Consider the following 26,972-nt stretch of genomic DNA (forward strand, 5'->3'; position numbering starts at 1 on the left):
CTTCAACAATATACGTGTATTATACCATAGATGCCATGCTTCTCTCAGGTCATGATTTTAAACAGTCAATAAAAGTTATGTATATGTTAATTTATATTACATAAATATCGGATTTTATCTAATTTTCTTGTGAATTAATTCTTTTTTCTATAAAAAAGCTACACTAAACACTCTTTTTTATGTTATGATCAATATAGATAAGAAATATATGGTGAGATAATTAAATTCGAGTTACATTAACTAACATAAATTTCACAATGTTTCACAGCTTAATAATCATTTATTCATTTTTCGCTTCTGACAGACTCAGCTTGAAATACAATAAAGCCCCATCCGAAGATGGAGCTTTGACTGATCCGTAACATAAAATTTATAATTACACCAAAACGGTAGCGCCCATGAGGTATTTATCAACCTCTCGTGCAGCTTCGCGACCTTCATTAATAGCCCACACGACAAGACTTTGTCCGCGACGCATATCACCTGCAGCAAAAACCTTATCTACATTGGTAACATATTTTCCATAACGTGCTTTAACGTTGGAGCGACGATCCGTCTCCAAACCAATTTGCTCTACAATCGTTTGCTCAGGACCATCAAATCCAATGGCAATAAGAGCAATTTGTGCAGGGAATACGCTCTCCGTACCTGGAATCGGTTGATAGATTTTGCGCCCCGTTTCATCAACAATCCGTTGAATTTGAATGGTGTGCAGCTCTTTCAAATTACCGTTCTCATCACCTACAAATTTGGTCGTCATGATGGAGAACTCACGCGGATCTTCTCCGAACAGCGCCTTCGCTTCTTCCTGTGCATAATCGAGAGAATACACGTTTGGAAATTGTGGCCAAGGATTGGCAATCGGGTCACGCTCCATAGGCGCTTTGGTGTGAGTGCCAAATTGAGTGACACTCCGACAACCATGACGCAAAGAAGTAGCTACACAGTCTGAACCCGTATCACCACCACCGATTACAATAACGTCCTTACCTTGGGAGGACAAATAGTTGCCATCTTCCAGGTTGGAATCCAAGTAACTTTTGATGGTACCATTCAGATAGTCCATCGCATAATGAACACCCTTCAAATCGCTACCTTCAATGTTGAATTCTCTTGGCTTCGTAGAACCACCGCATAGGACAACCGCATCATATTCAGCAATCAACTGATCGGTAGGGATATCTTTGCCGATTTCCGTATTTGTGATGAATTGAATACCTTCAGCCTCTAGCAAATCCACACGCCGCTGAACAACCTTCTTATCTAATTTCATAGACGGTATTCCATACATCAATAATCCACCCACACGGTCCGCACGCTCATACACAGTCACGCTGTGCCCTGCTTTGTTAAGCTGAGCAGCTGCAGCCAAACCTGCCGGACCCGAACCAACAACAGCCACACGTTTGCCTGTACGCTTTTCTGGCGGATTAGGAACGACCCAACCTTCCTCAAAGCCTTTTTCGATAATAGCTTCCTCAATGGTTTTAATTGTAACAGACTGTCCGATCAGGCCGACTGTACACGAACCTTCACATGGCGCAGGACAGACACGACCTGTGAATTCCGGGAAGTTATTCGTTTTGTGCAGCCGCTCTAGCGCTTCCTTCCACAAACCACGATATACGAGATTGTTCCATTCCGGAATGAGATTATGAACCGGGCAGCCTAAAGTTGCTCCCATGATATCCATCCCCGTATGACAATAAGGAGTTCCGCAGTCCATACAACGCGCCCCTTGGGTACGCAGCTCTTCTTCGGACATATGCTTATGGAATTCTTCCCAATCCTTTATACGCTCTGCCGGGTCCCGGTCTGTAGGAAGCTGCCGTGTGTATTCCATAAATCCAGTTGGTGTAGACATGTTACGTTCCCCCATCTCTTCGCTTATGAACCCCGATCATCCATTCAGAATTTAAGTCAAATTCGAATTTGTCTGTTTGTATTATGAAAGGGTCTGTTCTCGTTGAATTTGATTTATTGTATCACAATACAGCGTAAAAGTGATGAAAACTTATGCAACTTTCTGCATCAACAGCCAAAAGGATTTTTTATATGGTTTATTAATTTTTCAAATGAGTGGGGTCGGATACAGTCTATTCTTATTCCGTTCTCTCGTAAATAACAAAACGATACTCATAGGGATTTTTGTCATCCTTGATACCCGGGGTCTCACTGACTATATTCCAGCCGTTCCAACCCAGCTCAGGGAAGGTTGTATCGCCTTCAAAAGTCTCCTCAATCCGAGTCACAATCAGCCGATCAGCATGTGGCCAAAACAGTGAATAAATCTCCGCTCCTCCAATGACCATTAACTCCTCCTGCTTTGCTAATTGGAGCCCTTCTTCCAGTGAATGAATTACTTCTGCACCTTCTGCCTGATAGCGCTGATCTCGAGTCAAGACGACGTTACGTCGGTTTGGCAGGCTTTTTCCTCCAAAGGATTCCCACGTCTTGCGTCCCATGAGTACCGTTTTATTAATCGTCTGCTCTTTGAAAAAAGCCATGTCTCTAGGGAGGCGCCAGGGAAGTTTGTTATCCCGGCCAATCACACCATTTTGTGCCATAGCCCATATCATTGAAATGCCCATTTTTCCACCTCCTCTAATCAGATGGCGACAGGCGCCTTAATCCCTGGATGATACTCGTAATTTTCAAAAGCAAAATCGTCGTAGGTATAATCAAAAATCGAATCCGGCTTGCGCAGAATTTTCAACTGAGGCAACGGATAAGGATCACGTTCCAACTGCGTATGCACTTGCTGCATATGATTTGAATAAATATGCACATCGCCGCCTGACCAAATAAATTCGCCGGGCTCCAAACCGCACTGCTGTGCAACCATATGCGTTAGCAATGCATAACTTGCAATATTGAACGGTAACCCTAAAAAGGTATCCACAGAACGCATCGTTAGCATACAGGAAAGTTTCCCTCCAGCTACATAGAACTGAAATACAAAATGACATGGCGGCAACTTCATCGATTCGATTTCAGCCACATTCCAAGCACTGACGATGTGTCGACGTGAATCCGGATTATTTTTAATAGCCTCAATGACATTCGAAATTTGGTCAATATGTTGTCCATCTGTTGTTTCCCACGAGCGCCATTGCGATCCATATACAGGCCCCAGATTGCCCTGCTCATCGGCCCATTCATCCCAAATGGTAACTCCGTTCTCCTTGAGATAAGAAATGTTGGTATCTCCCCGCAAAAACCATAACAGCTCATGAATAACGGATTTCAAATGTACTCTTTTGGTGGTCACCAAGGGGAAGCCCTTGGCCAGATCAAAACGGAGTTGTCTTCCGAAAACAGATAGTGTACCCGTTCCTGTACGATCCTCTTTTTTTACTCCATTCTCTAAAATATCCTCCAGCAGTTCCAAATAGTTACGCACGTTATTCCTCTCCTTTGAGCATGAATAAAAACCTGGCATCGCCAGATTCTAATCTTTAAAATTCTTTTTCTGCACCAATATCTATATTTAGTTTATCATGTACGGTGCTTCGTTGACCATGTACTGTGTGAATTTTCATGGTAGTCCTGAAAATCCTAAAGCTTGAAAAAAAAGAGACAAAGAGCGCAGATATAGCGCTCCTTGCCTCTCTTTGTCATGTATGAAAACCAAAAACGAGATAATGAAAAATGGTATTAGCGACGTGGTGCCAATGCGTGAATCGGATGACCCAGCACGACTTCCGCTGCTTCCATAACGATTTCGCCCAATGTAGGGTGAGCATGAATAGTCAAGGAGATATCTTCGAGTGTAGCACCCATTTCAATCGCCAGACCCAGCTCAGCAATAAGGTTGGAAGCTTCCAGACCTACGATTTGCGTACCCAGTACCAGACCTGTGTCAGCGTCAGCTACGATTTTCACAAAACCTTCAGCAGCGTTCAGGGAAACCGCACGACCGTTTGCTCCATAAGAGAACTTGCCAACTTTGACATTGTAGCCTTTTTCTTTGGCTTGTGTCTCTGTGTAGCCTACACTGGAGCATTCTGGATCTGTGAAAACGACAGCCGGCATACACTTGTAATCTACTACAGACGGCTCGCCTGCGATTGCTTCAGCAGCTACTTTACCTTCGTAAGAAGCTTTGTGCGCCAGAGCAAGACCAGCTACGATATCGCCGATTGCAAAGATGTGAGGAATGCTAGTACGTCCTTGGTGGTCAACTTTCACCATTCCGCGCTCATCCAGTTCGAGGCCGATCAGATCCAGACCCAGTTCACCGTCAGTGTTTGGACGACGTCCAACAGTTACAAGCAGATAATCAGCAGTTACTTCTTTGCTTTCGCCGTTAACGGAGAATTTCACTGTTACGTCTTTATCTGTTTGCTCTGCACTTTCCGCTTTAGCGCCAGTGAAGATTTCGATGCCAGTTTTCTTCATGCTTTTCGCAACGATCGAAGTCATATCTTTGTCGAAACCAGGAAGCACTGTATCCATACCTTCAATGATCGTTACTTTGGAACCGAATTTGGAGTACATTTGTCCAAGCTCTGCACCAATGTATCCACCACCGATTACGATCAGGCTTTTCGGAATTTCAGGCAGGTTCAATGCTTCTGTCGAAGACAGAATGCGTCCGCCAAATGGGAATGGTTTCAGTTCGATTGGACGGGAACCTGTTGCGATAATTGCATTTTTAAAACGGTAACGTGGTGATTCATGTTCGTTGAATACACGCGCTTCGTTTTCGTTGATGAACATGCACTCACCATTGAAAACTTCAACTTTGTTGCCTTTGAGCAAGCCACTTACGCCGCCTGTCATTTTCTTAACAACACCGTTTTTGAATTCTTGTGTTTTAGCAAAGTCTACTTTTACGTTCTCAGCCGTAATACCGAAAGACTCGCCATGTTTAGCTGCTTCGTATTGATGAGCTGCAGAGATCAAAGCTTTGGATGGAATACATCCACGGTTCAGACAGACACCGCCCAGCTCAGATTTGTCAACGATCAATACGCTTTGTCCCAATTGTGCGGCACGGATGGCAGCTACATAGCCGCCAGGACCCGCACCGATAACCAATGTGTCAATATCCAGAGAAGCGTCTCCTACTACCATTGATTACACCTCCATAACAAGCAACTCAGGGTTAGCGAGCAGCTGTTTGATATAGTTCATGAAGTTTTGAGCAGTTGCACCGTCAATAATACGGTGGTCAAAGCTCAAGGAAAGAGCCATTACTGGAGCAGCTACAATTTCACCGTTTTTCACGACTGCTTTTTCACTGATGCGGCCAGTACCCAAAATCGCAACTTCAGGGAAGTTAATGATTGGAGTAAAGAACATACCGCCTGCGGAACCGATGTTAGTGATGGAGATTGTGCTCCCTCTCATCTCATTCGCAGCCAATTTTCCATCACGACCGCGCACAGCTAGATCACGAATGGAATCAGCAATCATCCAGATACTCTTACGATCAGCATCTTTGATAACAGGAACGATCAAGCCGTTGTCTGTATCTGTAGCGATACCGATGTTGTAGTATTTTTTGTAGACAATTTCGTTTGCTTCTTCGTCGATCGTGGCATTCAGAGCCGGGAATTGACGGGAAGCAGCAACCAAAGCTTTTACGATGAATGGCAGGTAAGTTACTTTTGTGCCTTTCTTCTCAGCAATTGGTTTGATACGAGTACGGAAAGCAACCAGTTCAGTTACATCTACTTCATCCATAATCGTAACGTGCGGAGCCGTATAAGCCGATTTAACCATAGCATTGGAAATAGCTTTGCGGATACCTTTAAATGGTACGCGCTCTTCCTCAGCACGTGGATCTGCTGCTGGTGCGGATGGTGCTGCAGCTTTCGCTTCTTTCTTAGCAGGCTCTTGTGCTTTTGCAGCTTCTTTCGCTACTGGTGCAGCCGCTTGACCTCCACCATTTTTGAAAGCTTCTACATCTTCTTTGGTGATTTTACCATTTTTGCCGGAGCCACTCACTTGAGCGATGTTTACACCTTGCTCACGAGCAAATTTGCGGACGCTAGGTGTAGCCAATACGTCTTTGTTAGAAGCAGCAGGTGTTGCAGCTGGTTTTGTGTTAGCTCCGCCTTTTGCAGCATCCTCTTCTTGTTTCACAGCAGCTGGTGCATCTTCTTGTTCAGGAAGTTCGCCCTCTGCAGCGATTACAGCCACAACTTGACCTACATTAAAGATGTCGCCGTCTTTGGCAAATACTTCTTGAACCGTACCATTGACTGGACACGGAACTTCAACTACTGCCTTATCGTTCTGTACTTCCATGATGATATCTTCATCTGTTACTTTGTCGCCGGGCTTGATGTGAATCTTGATGATTTCGCCTTCGTGAAGACCTTCACCCAGCTCTGGGAATTTATATTCAAATCTAGCTGTACCTGCAGCTCCGCCTTGTGCAGCAGCACTTGGTTCAGGGCTAGCAGCTGGTGCTTCTGGTGCATCTTCTTGTTCAGGAAGTTCACCTTCTGCATCAATTACAGCTACGACTTGACCTACGTTAAAGATGTCGCCGTCTTTGGCAAATACTTCTTGTACTGTACCATTAACCGGACAAGGAACTTCAACTACAGCCTTATCGTTTTGTACTTCCATGATGATATCTTCATCTGTTACTTTGTCGCCGGGCTTGATGTGAATCTTGATGATTTCGCCTTCGTGAAGACCTTCACCTAGCTCCGGGAATTTATATTCAAATTTAGCCACGTTTAAAACCTCCCAAATTTACGGTGTGCTTTAATTAAAATTCCAATACTTTATTAACCGCATCAATGATACGTGTTGGCGTTGGCAACCAAGTATCTTCAATTTGAGCAAAAGGATAAACGGTATCTGGACCTGCTACACGCAGAACGGGTGCTTCCAGATGCAGGATTGCTTTTTCGTTAATTTGTGCAATAACTTCAGCAGCTACACCGGAACTCTTTTGCGCTTCTTGAACAACGATGGCACGATTGGTTTTTTGAATAGAAGCAACAACGGTATCAATGTCAATCGGGCTAATGGTACGCAAATCAATGATTTCTACTTTAATACCTTTTGTTTTTTCCAGCTCATCAGCAGCTTTAATCGAAGTGTGTACCATCATACCGTAAGTAATGATCGTCACATCGGAACCTTCACGAACTACATTAGCTTTGCCCAGTTCAACTGTGTAATCATTCTCAGGAACTTCAGCGCGGAATGCATGATACAGGTTCAAATGCTCCATGAAAAATACTGGATCATTGTCGCGTATAGACGCGATCATAAGGCCTTTTGCATCGTAAGGGTTGGAAGGAACAACAACCTTGATACCAGGTGTTTGAGCCAGAAGACCTTCCAAGGAATCTGTATGCAGCTCGGCTGCCTTAACACCACCACCAAAAGGTGTACGGAATACGATTGGAGAATTGTAACGTCCACCGGAACGGTAACGCATACGGGATGCTTGAATTGCCATTTGATCGAGTGCTTCAAAGATAAAGCCTACGAACTGGATTTCAGCTACAGGGCGGAAGCCTTGAATACCCAGACCCACAGCAAGACCCCCGATTGCGGATTCCGCTAGCGGAGTATCGAATACACGTTCTTCGCCAAATTCTTTTTGCAGACCTTCCGTAGCGCGGAATACGCCACCTACATGACCTACGTCTTCACCGAAAAGCAGGACGTTAGGGTCGCGTTTCAACTCTACGCGCAGTGCGTCACGAATCGCTTCTTTCATGTTCATTTGTGCCATTTGCTTCATTTCCTCCTTAAACATTGACAGATCAATTTCAGTTCAGGTCAATCGAAAAGCAGACCGGATCGGGTTACCGCCCGGTCTCTTTTAAGTTCAATTATTTAAAATCAGCTTTTTGTTCTTCCAAGTGCTTAGGCGTTGTTTCGAACATGCTATCAATCAGGCCAGGAATTGTCATTTTCTCTGTTTTCTCGGCTTTTTTGATCTCTTCGTTCACTTTTGCCTTAGCTTCTTCTTTTACGCGAGCTGTATCTTCTTCAGTCCAAAGACCTTTTTTCTCAAGGTATTTCGCAAAGCGGGCAATCGGATCTTTCGCATTCCATTCGCCTTCTTCTTCTTTGGAACGATATTTTGTTGCATCATCAGAAAGGGAATGCGGACGGAAACGGTACGTTACAGCTTCAATCAATGTAGCACCTTCACCATTACGTCCACGTTCTGCAGCTTCTTGAACGGCTTTAATAACTGCAAGCACGTCCATGCCGTCAATTTTCACGCCTTTAATACCAGCAGCTACTGCTTTATGAGCGATCGAAAGAGCAGCCGTTTGTTTTGAGAATGGAGTCGTGATCGCGTAACCATTGTTTTGCACAAAGAAAATAACTGGCAACTTGTATACACCAGCATAGTTCAGGCCTTCGTAGAAATCACCTTCGGAAGAACCGCCGTCACCTGTATATGTAATGGCGACTTGTTTTTGCTTTTTCAGTTTGTAACCCATCGCAATACCCATAGCATGCAAAATTTGCGCGCCAATGATGATTTGCGGCATCAGTACATTAACACCGTCCGGCACTTGGCCGCCGTGTTGATGACCACGGGAATACAAGAAAGCTTGGTATAATGGCAGGCCATGCCAAACGATTTGCGGAATATCGCGGTAGCCTGGAGCAATAAAGTCTTCTTTTTGGAGCGCATATTCGCTACCAATCATGGTTGCTTCTTGTCCGGATACCGGAGCGTAGAAACCGAGACGTCCTTGACGGCCTAAGTTAACGGCACGGTCATCCCAAGTACGTGTAAATACCATTCGATACATAATTTCTTTCAATTGATCATCTGTAAGTTTAGGCAACATATCTTTATTGATAATTTCACCATCTGGAGAAAGTACGGACAGCGCCTCAACTTCCTCTGTGTAAACTTCATAAGGAACCTTGCTCATTTTCTTCACCTCAACAAAAAAATTTGAATATCAAGTTCCGCTGTTATAGGATTATTATACACCTGTTATATCGCTCGCGTCAAAGATTTAGTTATTTTTTTTGAGTTTGCCACATTTTTGTGTGTGTAACAGGGTATGTTTTTTACTATAACAGCTTAGTACATGATTGAAATTTTAAACATCTATTGCAATCAGGGTAATCTTAACTTATTGTGATCCCGAATGCAAAATAATACCCAAGAAAGGTGACGAAAAATGACGGATTCTCGGTATTTAAAACGAACCATCCTTAAAGACGAAGTAGACAGCCGCTTTCTTGGCGAGACCAGAACTCTCCGGATTTATTTGCCGCCCGGCTATAATGAAATATTGAGCTACCCGGTCGTATACTGTCAGGACGGAGAAGAATTTTTCAATTTTGGCCGCATTGCAACTCACGCCAACCGCCTCATTCTAGATGAGGGCGTCGAACCCTTCATTATTGTAGGAGTGGAAGTGAACACCAAAATCAGAACTCAGGAGTATGCTCCCTTTGGCAATCGTTTTGAGGCGTATACCGCCTGCTTTGCAGAAGAAATTATTCCCTATGTAGAGCAAAAGTATCCTATAAGAAAAGATGCAGCGTCCCGCATTTTGGCGGGGGATTCACTGGGAGGCAGTGTGTCTCTGCATTTGGCTTTGATGTATCCTCAGCTGTTCAACCGCATTATCAGCCTCTCAGGTGCTTACTATAAAGCTTCGCAGGAAATCATAGCCCGTGAGAAAGATCTGTCTCATTTGCGGGTGTGGATGACAGTTGGCCTTCAGGAAGATGCATTTGAGAGTGATACTGGCATTTACAACTTTGTAGAGCTTAACCGTCAATGTGCAGATTTGCTGCGCGAACGGAACGCTGAAGTTTCTTACCGTGAAAAGGATGGCAAACATTTGTGGGGCTTTTGGCAAAACGAGTTGCCTGACGCGCTAATGTATTTTTTGGATCGCGCCTGAGTAAATATTCTTCCAGGTAACTAAGGGGAATGAGAGCATTGACCTAATAGGTCATAAAGCTCCTTCCTCTTTTTCATAATTTGGTTACGCTTTCAAAAGTGTATAACGAAAAACGGCAATTATTGCCGTCATCTTTCGTTCACATTATAGCTTTTCTTCTATGATCTTGTCCAGCAAGGCGTCGCACCCTGCGTCCATTAATCGATAGGTCTCTTCAAAATTCCCTGTAAAATACGGGTCGGGTACTTCTCTTAATTTTTCTTGAGGGAGCAAATCCATAAATTTTAGAATATCAGCCTCCGCCCCACCTGCAATCTTACGCATGTTTTGTTCATTGGAGTCATCCATGCACACAATATAATCAAACGCGTCAAAATCGCGGCCCGTTACTTGCCTCGCCTGTATGCCTTGTTCGCTGATTCCATGCAGCTTAAGTTGCTTTAGTGTTCCCTCATGCGGGGGATTTCCGATGTGCCAGTCGCCTGTCCCGGCCGAGTCTACCCCGATTTCTGCACCCAATCCCCGTTCCTGCGCTTTATGTCTCAGTATCGCCTCCCCCATCGGAGAGCGGCAAATATTGCCCAAACATACAAACAAAACGTTAATCATTTCGTTCTCCTTCCTATTACACTTCCTTTTTTCTGTTTCATTGTATCCGTGTCCTCCAAAATTGTGCAAGCCATATTTAACGCGGTATACTTAAAAACGATGGTATATATAGGATCGTATCAGAAAGAAAGGATGTTGATTATGACAAAAAAACGAGCGATTGTATTTTCAGGCGGTCGTCTTAATGAAGAAGATTTACATCAAATACAACCCGATGATTTTATTATAGGTGCAGATAAAGGTGCTCTTTTCCTGATCGAACACGGTATTACACCACATGTCTCTGTAGGAGATTTTGATTCGATCACACCAGAGGAAAAAGAAAAGGTAGAATTAGCAAGCCAACGTATGATTGCGTGTGATCCAGTACTTAAAGACTTAACAGATACTGAGCTTGCTTTGGAAATCGCTATGGACGAGCACGTAGATCATGTATTGTTGCTTGGTGTGACTGGCACCCGGATGGATCACACATTAGCTAATGTTCAAATATTGGTACGCGCAATGCAGCATCATATTAGCTGCGCTATTATGGACGCACATAATTATATTGAGCTCACCGGATCAACGCTTGAGATCCAGCCTATGGGCTATACATATACATCGCTGCTTCCTATGACTGCCGAAGTAACAGGTATACAACTGGAAGGATTTATGTATCCGCTACATAATGCCACCCTCAAAATGGGACAATCGCGTGCTGTCAGTAATAAGCTAACGGCTTCAAAAGGTACGATTTCCATCAAAAGCGGTCTACTACTCGTTATTCAAAGCAAGGATTAATTATGACATTGTTGTAACCATTGTTCAGATTGTTCTTTCACTCAAAACCCTTGATTAACAAGGGTTTTTCCGTTTATAGAGATCTATGAATCGATATATTTTTTACAAATTGTAATTTTTAATCGTTTTTTAATAAACGCTGTGTAAGTCTTGTCCCTCAAGCATTTGAGAGTTCTTTTCCAACTATTAGGCGGTTTCAAAACTGTTATACTCAACGCTGTCAGTTAGTTAGCAACTCAGCAAAATATTGCACAAATCAATTTCTGGAGGTACTTACAACATGAATATGCAGAAAATCATAAAAAAGGTAATTATAGCAGGGGTCGCAGCCACTATCGGCTTTGGTACTTTTGCAATTGAGGGAACAAATACGGCACAAGCTGCCACTACTACTTCAGTAGGCCAAAAAGTAATTAACTACGGTGAAAAATATATGGGAACTCCTTATAAGTTTGGAGCTTCCACGAGCACTACACGTAATTTTGACTGTTCTTCTTTCATGAAGCACATATTCAAGAAATACGGAGTGGATTTGCCACGTACTTCTGTTCAACAGTCTAAAGTCGGACATGCCGTATCCAAGTCCAATTTGAAAAAAGGTGACTTAGTGTTCTTTTCAAGCGGTAGCCGTGCCACAGGACGCAACATTACCCACGTAGCAGTCTATATGGGCGGGGGTAAAATTTTACACACTTACGGCGGACCTGGCGTGACCATCTCCGATTTGAACTCCGGCAACTGGAAAAGAACATACATTAAAGCACGCCGCGTGCTGTAATATGAAACTCATTTTGAAATATGCGAGCCGGGACGAAAAGTTCCGGCTTTTTTATATGCCTTATGCTATTCTGATACTGTTGGTGTTCTGAGTGAATAGCCAATACCTCGTTCCGTACGGATCATTTTAAACTTATACCCTTTATCTACTTTAACCCTCAAATGTCTGATATAGACGTCTACCACGTTCGTATCAACGATATAATCATGTTTCCAAACATCCTTCAGAATTTGCTGCCTGCTACAAACTTGGTTAAGATGTATCGCCAGATGAAGCAAAAGATCAAATTCTTTCGGAGTTAATTCCAGTTTTTGTCCCCCTCTGCTCACCATTCTGCTTGCATTGTCTATATGTAAATCACCCGCTTCGATCGCCCTTTTCACATCACGTTCAATACCAAAAATCCGCAATAAATTAGCCACTCTTGCCTGAAAAACTCTTGGATAAAAGGGCAGAACGATCACATCATGTGCCCCTTGTTCAAAGCAGGAAACAATATGGTCCTCCTCATCTGATGAAGTCATTGCAAATAGCGGGACATGAGGATGGTTTTGCTGCAAAATGCGAATCAAGCCTTGTGTATCCGCCTGTTCATCTCCTATGTTCAGGAGTAGCAAATTCACCGGATTGTGGGCTGCATAAGAGCTTGCATCCGATGTATTGCTAACATGTACCACCTGATAACCTGCCTGCTCCAATGGAAGAACAATTACGGGAGACGCTTCATTTACATCCACAAGTAAAATTAACGGGCTCATCTTTTCACCCACCTGGTTTGGACATAGCATTACATTGGATACGAACAAGTTTGTTATAAGCCATTAAAGCATATTAATATTATTGTAACAAAAAAGCAGAAAATCATTCTCCAAAGAATGGCTTTCTGCTTTTATGGTTTAACCCAAATAGCGATGATACAGACTTCTTGCTTTTGCCACGTCCTTTGTCCCATGGATCAACGCTCTGCCATCTGCAAAAACAACTAAGCGATGCTCGCTTGTACTAAAGGAAACCAAAAACGGATTCTGCTCTACTTTTCCTTCTCCCAAAGAAGCAAATCTATCTGCTATTTCCGCAAGATTCAGATGTGTCGGGTTTGCTGGTCTAATTTGAACGGTATCCCTGCCGCACAAAACATCTGTTTTCTGCCGATGAGAGGCCGACAAGTAGGGATACGTCGGTTGGTTGCCGCAAGAAGGACAATTCTCCTTTTTAACGCTATCTACTGCTATCGTTACATACTCATTTTTCCACAAATCAAACGAAAGCAGCTTTCCTCTCAAATCTTCTGGATATCCACCCAGAAGTTTGAAAGCTTCCGTAGTTTGGTTAGCCGTGACCATCTGTACGGCCTGCGGAATAATCCCGGCGCTATCACAGGTTTCACCACCAAACGGCACAGTTCCCAGCAGACAGTGAAGACAAGGCGTTTGACCCGGTAAAATGGTGTAGGTTACACCATAGCTGCCCACACATCCCCCATAAATCCAAGGAATCCGATGCTTTAGTGCCATGTCATTCATAAGAAGTCGGGTATCGAAATTATCGGTTGCATCCATTACGAGATCTACCCCCTGGATCAACTCTTCCAGCTCTTCCACCCTAACATCCAGTACATGTGCATGTATAACCGTTTCCGAATTAATATCCTTTAATCTTCGCTGAGCAGCTACTGCTTTGGGACATCTTTGCGCAGCATCACTTTCCTGAAAAAGCTGTTGGCGCTGCAAATTGCTCCATTCCACATAGTCCCGGTCTACGAGGCTCACTGTACCTACGCCCCCGCGAACAAGTGTTTCCGCAATACCTGTGCCTAGCGCTCCAACACCTATGATTAATACGTGAGAGGAAGCAAGCCGACGTTGTCCTGTCGGTCCAAAGGGTGTGAATCTTTCTTGTCTGGAATAACGGTCACTTGGATGTGTTCCTCCTGCACCGGATTTGTCAGATACCTTCATGCCTGAATCATGCCTTCTGTCGGACTGCTCGCTGAAGCGTAACGTTTTACAGGAATCATCCCCGCCTCAAAACCATATCTTCCAGCACGAACAGCCAGTTTCATGGCCTCAGCCATTTTTACTGGGTTCTTCGCTCCTGATACGGCTGTGTTCAACAAAACAGCATCTGCCCCCAACTGCATAGCCATTGCCGCGTCACTGGGTGAGCGAATACCCGCATCGACAATAACCGGGACCTCCGCCTGTTCAATAATTAGCTCTAATGAAAACGGATTGAGCAAACCATGTCCTGTACCAATCGGTGAAGCTCCAGGCATAACGGCGTGTACTCCAAGCTCTTGTAGCCTCTTGGCTAGAATCACATCGTCCGATATGTAGGGCAGCACGATAAAGCCTTCTTCTAACAGCTTTTCACTAGCCTTCAACGTTTCAAAAGGGTCAGGCAGCAGTGTCTTGCTATCCCCAATGACTTCCACCTTAATCATATCGCACAAGCCGGAGGCTTTTGCCAATTGGGCAATACGAATGGCCTCCTCTGCTGTTGTAGCCCCTGCTGTGTTGGGAAGAAGTGTATACCGGCTCAAATCCAGCATATCGAGAAAATGCTGCTTATCCCGTTCCTCCAAGTTCAATCTCCGTACAGCAAACGTCAATATTTCCGTCTCAGCAGCCTCTACGGCTTGGGATTGGATATCTAGATCAGAGAATTTTCCTGTTCCCAACAACAACCTTGAGGTAAAAGATGCTTTTCCAATGGTTAACATGATCAACCGCCTCCCACAAAATGTACAATCTCTAGGCAATCTCCATCCTTCAGTACCGCTTCATCATGATCTTCACGGGTCAATATACGCCGATTCAGCTCTACCACTACGGTTTTCACCTTTACATCAAGCTCATGTAGCAATTGATCCACATGAGTGATTCGATTAGAAAAGGTCAGGCTCTGGCCGTTAATCGTCAGCTTCATAAGCTTTCCTCCTTGAGGAGCTCAGAAGAAAATCTACTTATCCCAAGTTCAGCTGCACCAGCCCCATTAAGCATAGCTGCCAGCGCACGCCCGGTAGCATCACTCAGCAGGACACCGTTGCGATAATGCCCGACGGCAGCATATACGCCCTCGACCCCAGGGACAGTGCCTATAAAAGGATGACCTGATGCGGCCTGCGGACGTAAGCCCGCCCAAGTGCGTATAAAAGAAGCTTCACGGACGCGCGGCAGCCAAGCAGAGGCACGTGCCAGCAACCCCTCCAAGCCTCCTACGGTCACCTCTTCGTCATATTGATGCGGAAGGCTCGTTGCCCCAATCCAAAGCTCGTTATTCTGTTTAGGCACGAGGTAAATATCATCAGCATAAATGGTATATTCTAACGGGTGATCCTTCAAGGAGACCGCTACCGCTTCACCCTTGACCGGATAAAGTGGATATTCAAATCCAACCTGCGCTAGCAATTTCATGCTATCCAAGCCTCCGGCAATAATGACCTGATCGCAGGAAAAAAAGCCACTATCTGTTCGAACACCGCAAACTCGACCATTCTGTATGACCAGTTGCTCTGCCTGTGTACCAGACCATACCGTTGCCCCCAGCACCGCAGCAGCACCTGCATAAGCATGGCAAAGCTGGACAGGAGCCACTTGTGTCTCCTTTGAACGATATATTGCCCCGATCGCTTGTTCATCCAAACCTGGAATTCGTCGGGCCAATTCCCTCGCATCCCACCAGATAGGACAATCATCCTCTCGCGTTTTAGCAGCTTTCCAGCGTTTTTGGCCTTCAGTTTCCGTACGGAAAGGAGTCACAAATCCTTCTGTACGGAATTCCACCGAAATACCTGACAAACGCTCCAGATCACAAACAAGCTCAGGGAATGCGTCTCGACTTATGCGAGCAAATCGTGCCAGCTCAGAGTCGGTGAACTCTTCACTTTCCGCTGCCAGCATTCCAACCGCTGCTCCTGAGGCTCCCTCACCCGGGATCAATCGTTCCAGCATGATCGTACTTCTTCCCTCCTTGGCCACATGATAAGCAATGGAACTGCCGATGACACCTCCACCTATGACCAAGCATTCAGCGTGTCCTATCGCTCTTGCCTCTATGTGTATCTTTGGCATTTGTTCCGTGTCTCCTCTCCATAAACCATTCTGCTTTCAGCTTGCCTCTACTCTCGTTTTCTCGCTACAGGTCGTGAACTACAAGATCTGCCATTCGCCGATATTCCAGCGCAGCTGCAACGGGCGACTCAGCCTCCCATATACCAGACATCACCGCAATTCCGCTTGCTCCGGCCCTATAAAGCTCCGGGATATGGTGCGGTTGTATGCCGCCCAGCGCGATCACCGGAATGTTCGACAGCCTGCAAATATGTTCAAGCTGAGCTAAACCCCGTGGTACAATACCGGGCTTACAATGGGTCTCATATATGTGACCATAAAGTACATAGTCCGCTCCTACCCGCTCGGCAGTCTGCGCCTCCTTCAAGGAATGCACAGATACTCCACAGCGTGTACCCTTTGGAAGTAGGCTTTTCACATCCGCTACAGGTAATCCATTAGCTGGTAGCTGGACGGCTCCAACCAAAGTAAGTAAAGCTACATCCACACGATCATTTACTACAATTTGTTGCAAAGGAACTCCCTGCTCCACCATGCTGCGAGTCAAAGATAGCAATGCAGAGGCACCATTCTGTTTTAAACGTGCGTGTACATAATGAACATACGGACAAATCACAGCAGCCACTTGGGCTGCTTGTGCAAAAGTGCCCTTTTCCATCGAAATTGCGTGTAATTCGATTTTGTCTTCACCTCACATTGGACTAAAAGATATAAGCTTAGCCAGTCACGTCTACCAGCAGTAATGAAAGAGGATTGTATGTGAATCGTCTACGGAAGCTCGAACAACTTAAAGTGAACGAAACGCAAAAAAACCACTTCCCCAAGGAAGTGGTTTAACGAACGTCCAATAATCGAACGGACAATGATATCCGTATACGTGTATCGTCCCACGCACAAACAAAAATAAGATGGTGTTGCCTTGTTTGTACGGCGCTCACTTCCCTACGCTGGCATAACCCAGATCAGGTGCAAAGGGTCCGAAATCCATTTATTCCGTCTCAGCCGCATGGGCGGCTCCCCTAGTGTGACTATTTTATTGTATAAGCTAAAGATAGCTTAGCATATTTTCCTAATTCTGCAAACCCCACTTCGTGTGAAATATGCAGAATTGGATTTAGTTGATGTTAGTTAACTTTACTTGACCACTCTTCCACATTCCACGTTTTGGTTACCCAATCCTCGTAAAAGTCCGGTTCGTGAGATACAAGCAATACGGTCCCTTTGTATTCCTTCAAGGCACGTTTCAGCTCATCCTTAGCTTTAACATCCAAGTGGTTGGTAGGCTCATCGAACAGTACCCAGTTGCTTTCACGCATTAACAGTTTGCAAAGACGGACTTTAGCCTGTTCTCCACCACTGAGCGCAGATAGCGGACGCGTGATATGCTCATTCTTTAAACCGCAACGCGCCAAATGCGCTCGTACTTCATGCTGGTTCAAATGTGGGAATTCATTCCACACATCGTCAATCGGTGTAATTTTCTCCGCCTTTACTTCCTGCTCAAAATAAGCGGGCTGCAAAAAATCACCTTGATAGGTTTTTCCACTGATTGGTGGAATTTTTCCCAATATGGTTTTGAGCAATGTCGATTTACCGACACCGTTGTAGCCAACAATAGCAATCTTTTCGCCACGTTCAATCGTCATGGACATTTTAGGCAAAAGGGCATGCGTATAACCAATCTCAAAATCAATACCCTCAAATACCGTCTTTCCGCTTGCACGTGCTTCTTTGAATTGAAAGGTTGGCTTCGCAGCTTCTTCAGGCTTATCTATACGTTCGATCCGATCAAGTTGCTTTTCACGGCTCTTTGCTCGGCCAGATGTAGAGGCACGCGCTTTATTACGCTGAATAAAATCTTCCTGTTTCTTAATAAAGTCCTGTTGCTTCTCATAAGCATCAATATGCTGAGCTTTGTTCAGATCCGCCATTTCAAGAAACTTTTCATAGTTAGCTGAATAACGGGTCATCTTGGCAAATTCAAGATGGTAAATAACATTAACGACCTGGTTCATAAACTCAGTATCATGTGAAATAAGGATAAAAGCATAGGGATAATCCTTCAAATAGCGCGTAAGCCATTCAATATGCTCTACATCCAAATAGTTGGTAGGCTCATCCAGCAGCAGGACATTTGGCTTTTCCAACAGCAACTTAGCAAGAAGCACCTTTGTCCGTTGCCCACCGCTAAGTGCAGATACATCCCGATCCAGTCCTATGGCCGACAGACCTAGTCCATTCGCCATTTCTTCAACCTTCACATCAATGAGGTAAAAATCCCCCATATCCAGTTGCTCCTGAATTTCACCCATCTGTTCCAGCAGCACTTCCAACTCTTCAGGAGAAGCATCCCCCATCTTGTCAGTAATCTGCATCATTTCCTTTTCCAATTCCAACAAAGGAAGAAAAGCGTCTTTCAAAACATCACGTACCGTTTTGCCCGGTGTCAGCTTGGTATGCTGATCCAGATAGCCGTAACGTACACGTGGAGTCCATTCCACTTTACCCTCATCCTTAAGCAATTTTCCAGTCAGAATGTTCATGAGTGTCGATTTACCGACACCGTTAGCTCCTACCAAACCTACACGTTCCCCCGCAAGCAATCGAAAGGAAACATTTTTAAATAATGCGCGGTCCCCAAAGTTGTGAGATACATTTTCTACAGTCAATAAACTCATAAGCTGTTTTTGGCTCCTTATTGTCATCGGCGCTGCCGACTGTTCTTATTTCATATGCATTTCGTTTCTTTCAAAGCTTTATTGTAGCACATTCTGTCACCATATCGGAATATGGAAAACAGCGATTTTTAAGGTTTTTGATATGGATCTGCCTAAAAAAAGAAAAACCACCCATGAAGGTGATTATTTTAAGCCATTATAACATTTGTACTCAAAGTATCCCGCAGCTGCTGCAGATTTTTCATCCGCAAAACGTTCACTCGCTTTAAAGGGAGCTGGACATGAATCTCTATAAAAATATTTCATCCCAGTATCTGGTTCTATGCCGCCTATAATGTCTTGCTTTCTAACGACTCTCCCACCACCAAATCCATAGTTATTGTAATACCTGTCTCCGACCGGAATGCCTTGGATAAACGCGATCAGACCCACATCATCTACTGTGTTGTACCACTCCTCTTGCGGAATGAGCGGTAGCGTGAACGTATAAGTTATGCCGTTACGTGCAGCTTTTTCGTTATGGACATTAATAATTCGCGCCAGGTCCTCTTGGACGCTGCGAACGATGGTGGAACGACGTATTTGCTCAAAAGTTTCTGAATTATTCAGTAAAGATATAGGGGTCTGGTCCTGAAGTTCCTTTTGAAAGCCCTCCACCCACCTGTGATTCCGCGCATCATATGCGTGCACATAATTATCCAAGGTGAACCCCACACTGTTGTCTACTGAATCAACATAGGCATATGGCTTTTTTTCGCTCCATTTGGGACCTATGGCAGCTTGTCCATGCTCGTCGGTATAGGCTTCTGAAGTGAACGCATAATAACCGTCATAATCTAGAATTACAATGGCTGGTATGTAATCCAATAATGCACGTTGTGCTACTATATCCCCATCAATGCCTACATTAAGAAAAAGGGTGTGCAGGAACGTGTGCAGCGCTGCTTCTTTATCTACACGAAAAAACTTATCCGATCCGTATCCGGCCTCGCGTTCTTGACGTTCATTCTGTGAGAGCATAACCCCTGCATCCTGAACTGCGGTACGGAGAGCCGACGTATATTTCATTTCTAGCTGCTGCACTTCACGCTGATTCTGGACCCGTAAGTCACTAACTACACCAAAGGGCAAAAACAAAAGTATAAATATGACTGCAAAATCAGTAATCTTCATTCAGAACCATGCCCCCGTAAGAAGCTGTAACTGCCGGCTTTCCGCTATCTGCCCCACCGAGAAGCCATGATTTATACAAGTCCGCAGGAGTCCGATTCGTATTATGTAGCCGGACCGTAAAATAATCCCCGGCCATCAAGGTATACCGACGTGGCTGATCTGATTTTGGCTGCTGATTGTCAGGAAACAGTACAGGTAAGATTTGCGGATTATAGTACCCATCATATACAGTTTCATAATTGCCCAGAAAACTGTCTGGCTTCGCGGCATCTGCATAGTCCGGTACATACTTTTTGTGCATATGCTCCAAGTCAACTTTGTAGATATTGCCTGTCAATTCCAGATCACGCATAAAATCGTTATACATCGTCGGTGTAATGTAACCTTTGGTTCTTACCATATCAACAAAACGTACAGTTGAATGATATGTATTTAACCCGGATATATCTTCCTGCCGTTCAGCAGCTTGAGCTGCGGGTACGATGTACAAAAGCAATACAGCGATCAGCGCCCCCAACAGCTTGGATATTGTTTGAACCACTTCATTCCTCCCCCAATTTCTCAAAACGTACAGATGTTATGTCCCCATTCCCATTACGCTGTGGGTATATGGAATATAAAGAAGAAGCATCTAAGGTCGATACATCAGGCTCAAACGGTTCAGAATACGCATCGTACTCTGTCCCGTCGACATGAATCGAAATCCCCTCCTGTAAGTTCATGCGAATTGCCTGCATTACCTGAGTCCCTTTTATCCGTTCCGGCAACCCCACCCCAGCAGTACGGGCTATTCGCCCTTCAGAATGCTCCTCCTGCTGTGATCTTAATTCCAGTGCACCATCCAGCTGGCTGGACAAGTCTGCTTCCGTTACACATGCGGTTATGAACAGAATAACTGACACACCAAGCCGCAGCATGCTTGAAGCGTGATCAGACATACCCTCATCCCCCTTATGATTATTATCTTTACTGTAGTGCTTAGGACTGGGTAAACAACAATCCACGGACAACGTTCGATTTGTCCTTGACGATTTCAGCCTTGAATTTGCCACTTGGATTTACGTATTCATTCTCTTTCTCATTAAGCGTATTCGTGATTTTCCCAGTCTTATCACTGCCGCCATTCACGGCGCCATACTGTTCACTGTCTGGGCTAATGTTCAGAGCATTACCGTACCACTGGCCTGCCATATTTTTGCCGGTTTTAATCTGAATGCCGAATTGGTCCTTCCCCTGAAACTTCCGCAGCGCATTGGTCACCTGGGAACCGCTAATCGTTGTGCCGTCATATACCGTAAAAGAGGCCTGAGACAATTCGGTCTGGATATCAGCAAAATTGTTTTGTGCCGTTTTAGTCGCCTCCTGGGCTGAAATAAACAGTATAACTACAATCGTAATTAGAGCGATGGTCAAAAATATCCCAGCGGCTACCTTTAAAGCTGTTGATGCGTTATTCATTATTTTTCTCTCCTCAGCTTGTTATTTTGTATTAGTCATAATAGAACTTTTTTACTGAATTTTTTGTATTTGCTCATAATAGTTATCCATTTGAACAAAGCTCATACCGATCAACGGAATCACCAAATATAAAAAGATAAGACCATACATCGGGGCAAAACCAATCATCCTTCCCCAGATAGCCTTGCTGTCTATTATTTTTTCATACTCCTGTTTTCTTTGTTCGAAATAGTAGGACATATGGGATTCCAAATCATCGAAGGCCTCTCGAATCGTAATTTTACCCAAAGACAAATGGAGCTTGTCCACTAGACGTTGAAATTCCGGCAAAGGTGCCTCTTCTTTTAGCAAGTCGAGAGCTGCCTCTGGCCCGTGTTCATAATGAAGCAAACATTTTTGCAGAGGTCTTTTGAATATAACTGAAAATCTGTTCAGCCACTCCAATATTTCCTCGACAGACATTCGTTCCATAACCCGTAAAATGGAAATAACCGTTTGAAATTGATACACCTCATGCCTCATATCCAACCGACGCATTTTTCGTTGCAAATATAATAAAAGCATAGGCATTTGATAGGCTACATACCCAACAATCAAACTAATCAGTACTTCCCACCACTTGATGTATTCATCATTCCAATCTTTCAGCTTTTGGAGGATACGCCGAGTATTTGTGGATAGCTGTTCAGGAGTAGCAGTTCCATTAGCATTATGCTCTAAAACAATGTACGTTTGTTCGTATGTGCTGTTCGCCCTCATGTTCAGCGAATGCATGATTTTGCGATCAATCTCACTCTGCTTCGAAGCTTCTTTTTGCTCCACCGGACTTAAACGTCCAAACATTTGACCTGATTGTACTGGGGCGTGAAGGATATGCGTTTTCTCAGCTTCATGTAAAAAAAATATCGTACTGATGCTGAGCACCAATCCTACGATAAAAAGAGCCATTCTGCGTATGTAGAGCCACTCCAGCTTAACCTCCGCACCACTTTCCTTTAATAGACGGGTTATTTGGAAATAAGAAGACATATGCTGACGCGGAATTAAAGAATCCACCACATTACGAATGATGGGAAAACGGTATAGCTTCTGCTCCCAAACCCTCCGGCCTCTACCCGCACGATATCCTGTCTCATCGGTCTGTTGCAGTTTCTGTAACAGGAAATAAGATACGATTATCACAATATAAACGGACAATTTCGTTATATAACCCAATTTTCCCTGATAAAACTCATTCATGGATGGAAAGCTGGATCTCGCCCATGTCTCGATTGGGGTCGTAAAGAAAACAGGTGCCAGTGCGATCACGTTTAGACTTTTTAACAGATAGTCCAGTTTATTTCTTCGCAGCAACTCCAACTGGATTTCGCGTGCGAGACTGCCGAGCCCCTTCAAATAAATGGAGCCCCCCTCATCAACCCGGTCACCAAACTCCATTACCATATATGAGATACCGGCAAAAGCTTTTAAAAATCGATTAGGAGCCGACTCATAGTATCTTTCCAATGCTTCGTGCGGATCAACATCTGTTAGCGCCTCATGGATGAGTCGTGCGTGTCTCCCAGCCTCTGCCTCCGCTAAATCGGCCGCTTCGGATATGGCTTCCTCCACCATACCGTGCTGATGGTAATAATGACGTACATTGGCGAATAATTCGATCATCTGTGCAAGTAGCCTTTTCTCCATCCGGCTAATGGCCATATCCAAAATAAGACTGTTGATTACCACTCCGCATAAAACAGCCAATATAGCAAACTCTATTCCTGGCTTCATCATGACCAGCACAACGCCACTGCAAGTAAAAGCCCCCCAGATGAACAGCGTCATCTTCATGGTCTGTAGGCGAAGCTTGTACTCATCGTAGGCATGCTGACCAGCTAGACGCTTACGTACACTTGTGATGTATCCAGATAAAAAAGGCACCTTCATACACAGCGTGTACAACTTATGCAGTAAGGCTTGCAGCTCACGTTGAAGTACCGCTTTTCCTTTGCGACCTTCCTGAACAGAATGAATTCGTCCTCTGCGAACTGCATGACTACTTCGCTTACGCAACCCCCACAAAACTATATATAGAAGCGCAAAGCCCCCACCTGATATTAGTAAAATCCATAATAAAATTTCTTTAAGACTCATAGTCTTCCTCCCAATAGCGGGTCAAAAAACTGCGGAAATCTCTGGCATCCTTTACATTCATCTGCTCACACATTTCTTTTGCACTTTTGGCAGTAAGGGGCTCCATCGGTATATAGCTTCCGTTCCGATATTCCATAATGTGGCGATAACTATAGCTCGTTGAAACATTGGAGCCTGCATCCGTATGATCCGGGTCACGCGGCACACATTCTGTGATCCGTTCGATGTAGCGTCGCCCTTCCGCATCACGTTTGAGATGCACATCAAAGTTAATGACATGAACTACCTGTTCCTCAGCGATGCCTTCATGCTGAAATACTCCTGTTTTGAGCAATGAATTACGAAGTGAAAACACGAGATCACGAAATGTTTTGGCATGATGAGTAAAAATGGTGAACAGACTGGCAACCTGCGACATTTGAATCATCCAAGCAGCTACTTCATCACTTGCTACTTCGCCTAGTATATTGACGGTTCCATCTGTTTTTTTCTGCAAGTCAAGCCCTTGTTGTCCTGAAATATGGTCCGTTTCTCGAAAGGTAAGAATGTTACGGCGACTGTAAATGCTGCGTAGATGCAGTTCAAAGGCCATTTCTTGAACACGAAGCGTATACGAAGCATAAATATGCTTGACCATCGCCATTAACAACGTCGTCTTACCTGAACCCTGCGCGCCTGTAATAGCAGTAATCCGGCTACCTTTCATTAAATAAGAAAGTAACTGGATTGGAAAATCAGCATTTTGTCCCTTAATTAACTGTTCCAGTGATGCGCTTTGAATATCGAATTTACGAACAAAGAAAGCCCACGATTCTGAGAAAGGAGGACGCACTACCACTACCCGCGACCCATCCTTCATTTCGTTGACCTTATAACCATTCGCTTCGGAAAGCTGTCCCGGGTAATTGTATTTATAAATATTTTGGCACACCCTTTTAAGTTCACGCTCAGATCCGAAGGAAAGGAACGAAAGATGGATAGTTTTACCTTTATAAAAGATCCATACGCTCTCATAACCATTGGCAGTAGGCGCAGATGTTTGTTCAAATACATACCCATCCGAAGGCCAGTCTGATGATGCAGGAATCCCACCTTCCGGCATACCACTGACGCCCCCACTTACACCGTCGATCCGCTGGTCACGAATATCATCAATGACGGAAAAGCCTTTGTAATGCTGATAAATCCGCTGGACAATAATATCCACTTTCTCCAAAAAGGAAAGAGGGCGGTACTCACAGTCATAGATATAACGAATATCCTCTGCGGTAACGAGATAACTTCCATCTTCTTCACCTTGCTGTGAATACCTCATTTCGGCCAAGTCATAAGTATCCAGTAAACGTGATAGTGCATCAGCGCCAAACTTCTGCTGGTATTGGTAAAATATAATTTCGAATTGATCCTGTATGCTAAACAACTCAGGTCGGGAGAATGGCATAACAATATCGACAATTTTCTCGTTTAAGCCGTAACCGTTAATCAGAAGCTCAGCCATCAGATTTTTAACAAAACGTTTATCACCCATGCTGCCATTGGCACAGTCCTTTAACGCCCTGCGTAGTTCCGCCCTTTGATGGATACGCCGTCTATATTCCTCTTCATGCAATCCGGCATCCGCCATCTGGCTATGACTTAGTTCATGAAGTGCATTTTTGATATACTCTATTAATGTTTCGAATGTGGCATCTTCGTTCTTTTTTTCTACCCGAAGGGTTGAATGTCGCGAGTGAAGATTTCCTCGGTATTTAACAATAATCAGTACGATGCACATCAGTATTATACAGGTAAGAATCAATCCGTTGATCATTTGAGCGGACAGCATTTAAGCGCCCCTCTCCAAAGCCTTGAGCCGAAGATCGGACTCTGCCGCCTCCAGGATAGCTTTGCTGATATGCCGTATACTCTGCGCCCATCCCACGGGCATAAAAAGCTTGCGGTGCTGCTCTTTTCCACTTCGCACCTCACGCTGCACATGGCCGATCACATCCCTGCGGTTCCATGCGTCCATAAATCCGGTGCTATAAGGGACTGTATACAAAGCACCTTTGTAGCCATATCTCCTGCGAATATTCGTTTCATTCACTTGAGAATGCACATCATATTTCCCAAGTACAATCAATAAGGGTAACGATGAATAGGTAGATAACGGAGACACAGATTCAAAATAAGCGTCTAACTCTCGCATATTCTGAGTGAGTGAAAGAACGGCCAGTTTGGCTCGTGCACATGCTTCATGCTGTACAGCCCCCCACCCTGCTCCACTTCCTGCATCAATCAGCGTTAAATCATAATATTGATTCGCTGTATCTATTACTGCCCGTACAAGCCCTGGAGATAGTAACGGCGGTGCAGCTCCAAAGCTGGAGGTTCCCTCAAGTACATCCAAAGTATGTTCGAGTACAGGCGTCGTATAATTACGAATATTTTCTTTAGACAGTGTCCCTCGCAGAACTAAACGTGCGGCAGCATCCCAGCCCCCTTCCTGAAGCTGTAGGGTTGGATCGTCCATACCATACTCTTGTATAGGTAATCCTGATTCAATACCGGTATATTTACGACCCAAATGAGTCAATAATAGTCTTCCTCGATATAGATTGCCTATGGTAATTGCTATTGCTGCCGCCAAAGAGCTACTTCCACTAGCCCCCTTAATGGGGCTCCAAAACAAAATGGTACTCATGCTCTACTCCTTTCCGCACGCTTTAGCGCACGACGACTCACTTTTAATTCCCAACTCATCCATTCCCCAATACAACGGCATAATTGTTTCTTATACGTTCTGGATAGCGGTTTTAGTAGTAGCTGTTTTTTATGCTCATTTTCCAGTTTCAGAGCAAGCAGCCCCTCATCCCATGGCAGTACATATGGCTCTTGCTGCCAAAAAGCTGGGAAATGGTTCATGTATTCCCACAGGTACGGCTCCTCCACACCACAATCCACAGCCTGTAAAAAAAGCTTGTGAAATACAAGATCTTTAGGAAATTCAGGTTGACTGAATAAATGCTCAAGCCAATTCTGTCCGTTATGCATTAGCATGCGGCTATAATCACTGACCCAAACTCGGAGTTCTGCCCTTTTCCAAACAGAAATGGGGCAAAAATTAGGTAACTCTACATCCAAAATAACAATGTCATAAGCCTGCTCTGCCTTCTGATCAGCCGTCATACCTATATGCAGGTCTTCCCATGCTGTAAATCCAATTGCTACATCAAAACCACTAAACTGCGTAATGGGAAGTGGTTTGTCAAGCATCCCTATGCTATACCGATACCGTCCCCGCAGCGTAGCATCCACAAGCAGTACCTGTTGGCCGGAAGCTGCTAATATGCTGCTGATGTATAACAAGGCATCGCTTTTGTCACAAAGCCCGGCAAATATCCATGTTTTCATACTTCCGTTCCTTTTCTCTCAT

26 protein-coding genes and 1 riboswitch are annotated in these 26,972 nt (G+C 44.4%); of the genes, 3 read left to right on the plus strand and 23 right to left on the minus strand.

From position 1 onward, the window contains the following. Positions 1–376: 376 nt before the first annotated feature. From ACM1ND_RS14435 to pdhA, 7 genes are all read right to left on the minus strand, one after another. On the minus strand, positions 377–1,864 hold the full coding sequence (locus tag ACM1ND_RS14435) for a glutamate synthase subunit beta (RefSeq protein WP_076265275.1): 1,488 nt from the start codon (positions 1,862–1,864) through the stop codon (positions 377–379). A gap of 238 nt (positions 1,865–2,102) precedes the next feature. Beyond that, the gene (locus ACM1ND_RS14440; protein WP_053325596.1) at positions 2,103–2,591 is read right to left on the minus strand and encodes a dihydrofolate reductase; all 489 of its coding nucleotides are present in this window, start codon (positions 2,589–2,591) and stop codon (positions 2,103–2,105) included. Between the two features lie 17 nt (positions 2,592–2,608). Beyond that, positions 2,609–3,403 carry a thymidylate synthase gene (gene thyA, locus ACM1ND_RS14445; RefSeq protein ID WP_023988969.1) on the minus strand — a complete coding sequence of 265 codons (795 nt, stop codon included), beginning with the start codon at positions 3,401–3,403 and terminating at the stop codon, positions 2,609–2,611. 254 nt (positions 3,404–3,657) lie between these two features. After that, positions 3,658–5,079 carry a dihydrolipoyl dehydrogenase gene (gene lpdA / locus ACM1ND_RS14450; protein ID WP_023988970.1) on the minus strand — a complete coding sequence of 474 codons (1,422 nt, stop codon included), beginning with the start codon at positions 5,077–5,079 and terminating at the stop codon, positions 3,658–3,660. A gap of 3 nt (positions 5,080–5,082) precedes the next feature. Beyond that, on the minus strand, positions 5,083–6,696 hold the full coding sequence (locus tag ACM1ND_RS14455; RefSeq protein WP_028541707.1) for a 2-oxo acid dehydrogenase subunit E2: 1,614 nt from the start codon (positions 6,694–6,696) through the stop codon (positions 5,083–5,085). 34 nt (positions 6,697–6,730) lie between these two features. Next, entirely contained in the window at positions 6,731–7,711 is a 981-nt protein-coding gene (locus ACM1ND_RS14460) for an alpha-ketoacid dehydrogenase subunit beta (RefSeq protein ID WP_013310510.1), read from the minus strand. A 100-nt stretch (positions 7,712–7,811) separates the two neighbouring features. Further along, the gene (pdhA, locus tag ACM1ND_RS14465; protein ID WP_013310511.1) at positions 7,812–8,879 is read right to left on the minus strand and encodes a pyruvate dehydrogenase (acetyl-transferring) E1 component subunit alpha; all 1,068 of its coding nucleotides are present in this window, start codon (positions 8,877–8,879) and stop codon (positions 7,812–7,814) included. 255 nt (positions 8,880–9,134) lie between these two features. Here pdhA and ACM1ND_RS14470 point away from each other — a divergent pair, with 255 nt between their 5' ends. Next, entirely contained in the window at positions 9,135–9,869 is a 735-nt protein-coding gene (locus ACM1ND_RS14470) for an alpha/beta hydrolase (protein WP_339200232.1), read from the plus strand. A 144-nt stretch (positions 9,870–10,013) separates the two neighbouring features. Here ACM1ND_RS14470 and ACM1ND_RS14475 read toward each other — a convergent pair whose 3' ends face one another. Next, positions 10,014–10,478 carry a low molecular weight protein-tyrosine-phosphatase gene (locus tag ACM1ND_RS14475; protein ID WP_023988973.1) on the minus strand — a complete coding sequence of 155 codons (465 nt, stop codon included), beginning with the start codon at positions 10,476–10,478 and terminating at the stop codon, positions 10,014–10,016. Positions 10,479–10,619: 141 nt separating this feature from the next. On the opposite strand from ACM1ND_RS14475, the gene ACM1ND_RS14480 reads away from it, so the two are divergent. Both ACM1ND_RS14480 and ACM1ND_RS14485 read left to right on the plus strand, forming a co-directional pair. Then, positions 10,620–11,261, plus strand: coding sequence for a thiamine diphosphokinase (locus ACM1ND_RS14480; protein WP_069080597.1), 642 nt, complete (start codon positions 10,620–10,622; stop codon positions 11,259–11,261). 280 nt (positions 11,262–11,541) lie between these two features. Then, entirely contained in the window at positions 11,542–12,039 is a 498-nt protein-coding gene (locus tag ACM1ND_RS14485) for a C40 family peptidase (protein WP_028541710.1), read from the plus strand. A gap of 65 nt (positions 12,040–12,104) precedes the next feature. Here ACM1ND_RS14485 and ACM1ND_RS14490 read toward each other — a convergent pair whose 3' ends face one another. From ACM1ND_RS14490 to ACM1ND_RS14560, 15 genes are all read right to left on the minus strand, one after another. Next, the gene (locus tag ACM1ND_RS14490) at positions 12,105–12,797 is read right to left on the minus strand and encodes a response regulator transcription factor (protein ID WP_023988976.1); all 693 of its coding nucleotides are present in this window, start codon (positions 12,795–12,797) and stop codon (positions 12,105–12,107) included. 138 nt (positions 12,798–12,935) lie between these two features. Beyond that, positions 12,936–13,997: a ThiF family adenylyltransferase gene (locus tag ACM1ND_RS14495; protein WP_053325600.1), complete on the minus strand. Its 1,062-nt coding sequence runs from the start codon at positions 13,995–13,997 to the stop codon at positions 12,936–12,938. Further along, complete coding sequence (locus tag ACM1ND_RS14500; protein ID WP_338532477.1) at positions 13,994–14,761, minus strand: thiazole synthase; 768 nt, start codon at positions 14,759–14,761, stop codon at positions 13,994–13,996. Before ACM1ND_RS14500 ends, ACM1ND_RS14495 begins: the two co-directional genes overlap by 4 nt. A gap of 2 nt (positions 14,762–14,763) precedes the next feature. Then, positions 14,764–14,967, minus strand: a complete 204-nt coding sequence (gene thiS, locus ACM1ND_RS14505; protein ID WP_013310519.1) for a sulfur carrier protein ThiS — start codon at positions 14,965–14,967, stop codon at positions 14,764–14,766. Then, positions 14,964–16,112, minus strand: a complete 1,149-nt coding sequence (gene thiO, locus ACM1ND_RS14510) for a glycine oxidase ThiO (RefSeq protein WP_071558660.1) — start codon at positions 16,110–16,112, stop codon at positions 14,964–14,966. Before thiO ends, thiS begins: the two co-directional genes overlap by 4 nt. Positions 16,113–16,176: 64 nt before the next feature. Next, the gene (locus ACM1ND_RS14515; protein ID WP_081391172.1) at positions 16,177–16,770 is read right to left on the minus strand and encodes a thiamine phosphate synthase; all 594 of its coding nucleotides are present in this window, start codon (positions 16,768–16,770) and stop codon (positions 16,177–16,179) included. A 264-nt stretch (positions 16,771–17,034) separates the two neighbouring features. After that, a riboswitch (TPP riboswitch) is annotated at positions 17,035–17,143 on the minus strand. Between the two features lie 93 nt (positions 17,144–17,236). Next, positions 17,237–18,790 (minus strand): ABC-F family ATP-binding cassette domain-containing protein, encoded by a 1,554-nt coding sequence (locus tag ACM1ND_RS14520; RefSeq protein WP_023988981.1) that lies wholly within the window; start codon positions 18,788–18,790, stop codon positions 17,237–17,239. A 183-nt stretch (positions 18,791–18,973) separates the two neighbouring features. Then, positions 18,974–19,963, minus strand: a complete 990-nt coding sequence (locus ACM1ND_RS14525) for a hypothetical protein (protein WP_028541715.1) — start codon at positions 19,961–19,963, stop codon at positions 18,974–18,976. Then, positions 19,950–20,504 carry a hypothetical protein gene (locus ACM1ND_RS14530; RefSeq protein ID WP_028541716.1) on the minus strand — a complete coding sequence of 185 codons (555 nt, stop codon included), beginning with the start codon at positions 20,502–20,504 and terminating at the stop codon, positions 19,950–19,952. Before ACM1ND_RS14530 ends, ACM1ND_RS14525 begins: the two co-directional genes overlap by 14 nt. 1 nt (position 20,505) lies before the next feature. Further along, positions 20,506–20,901: a hypothetical protein gene (locus ACM1ND_RS14535; RefSeq protein ID WP_076264873.1), complete on the minus strand. Its 396-nt coding sequence runs from the start codon at positions 20,899–20,901 to the stop codon at positions 20,506–20,508. 40 nt (positions 20,902–20,941) lie between these two features. Next, positions 20,942–21,421, minus strand: a complete 480-nt coding sequence (locus tag ACM1ND_RS14540) for a hypothetical protein (RefSeq protein WP_023988985.1) — start codon at positions 21,419–21,421, stop codon at positions 20,942–20,944. Between the two features lie 51 nt (positions 21,422–21,472). Beyond that, on the minus strand, positions 21,473–23,557 hold the full coding sequence (locus tag ACM1ND_RS14545; RefSeq protein WP_076264872.1) for a hypothetical protein: 2,085 nt from the start codon (positions 23,555–23,557) through the stop codon (positions 21,473–21,475). Further along, entirely contained in the window at positions 23,547–25,382 is a 1,836-nt protein-coding gene (locus tag ACM1ND_RS14550; protein WP_418026197.1) for an ATPase, T2SS/T4P/T4SS family, read from the minus strand. Before ACM1ND_RS14550 ends, ACM1ND_RS14545 begins: the two co-directional genes overlap by 11 nt. Continuing rightward, positions 25,383–26,240, minus strand: a complete 858-nt coding sequence (locus ACM1ND_RS14555; protein WP_316243787.1) for a hypothetical protein — start codon at positions 26,238–26,240, stop codon at positions 25,383–25,385. Then, positions 26,237–26,950 carry a hypothetical protein gene (locus ACM1ND_RS14560; protein WP_418026198.1) on the minus strand — a complete coding sequence of 238 codons (714 nt, stop codon included), beginning with the start codon at positions 26,948–26,950 and terminating at the stop codon, positions 26,237–26,239. Before ACM1ND_RS14560 ends, ACM1ND_RS14555 begins: the two co-directional genes overlap by 4 nt. Positions 26,951–26,972: the final 22 nt, after the last annotated feature.

The sequence above is a fragment of the Paenibacillus sp. JJ1722 genome, assembly GCF_048282685.1.
Classification (GTDB): Bacteria; Bacillota; Bacilli; order Paenibacillales; family Paenibacillaceae; genus Paenibacillus; species Paenibacillus polymyxa_B.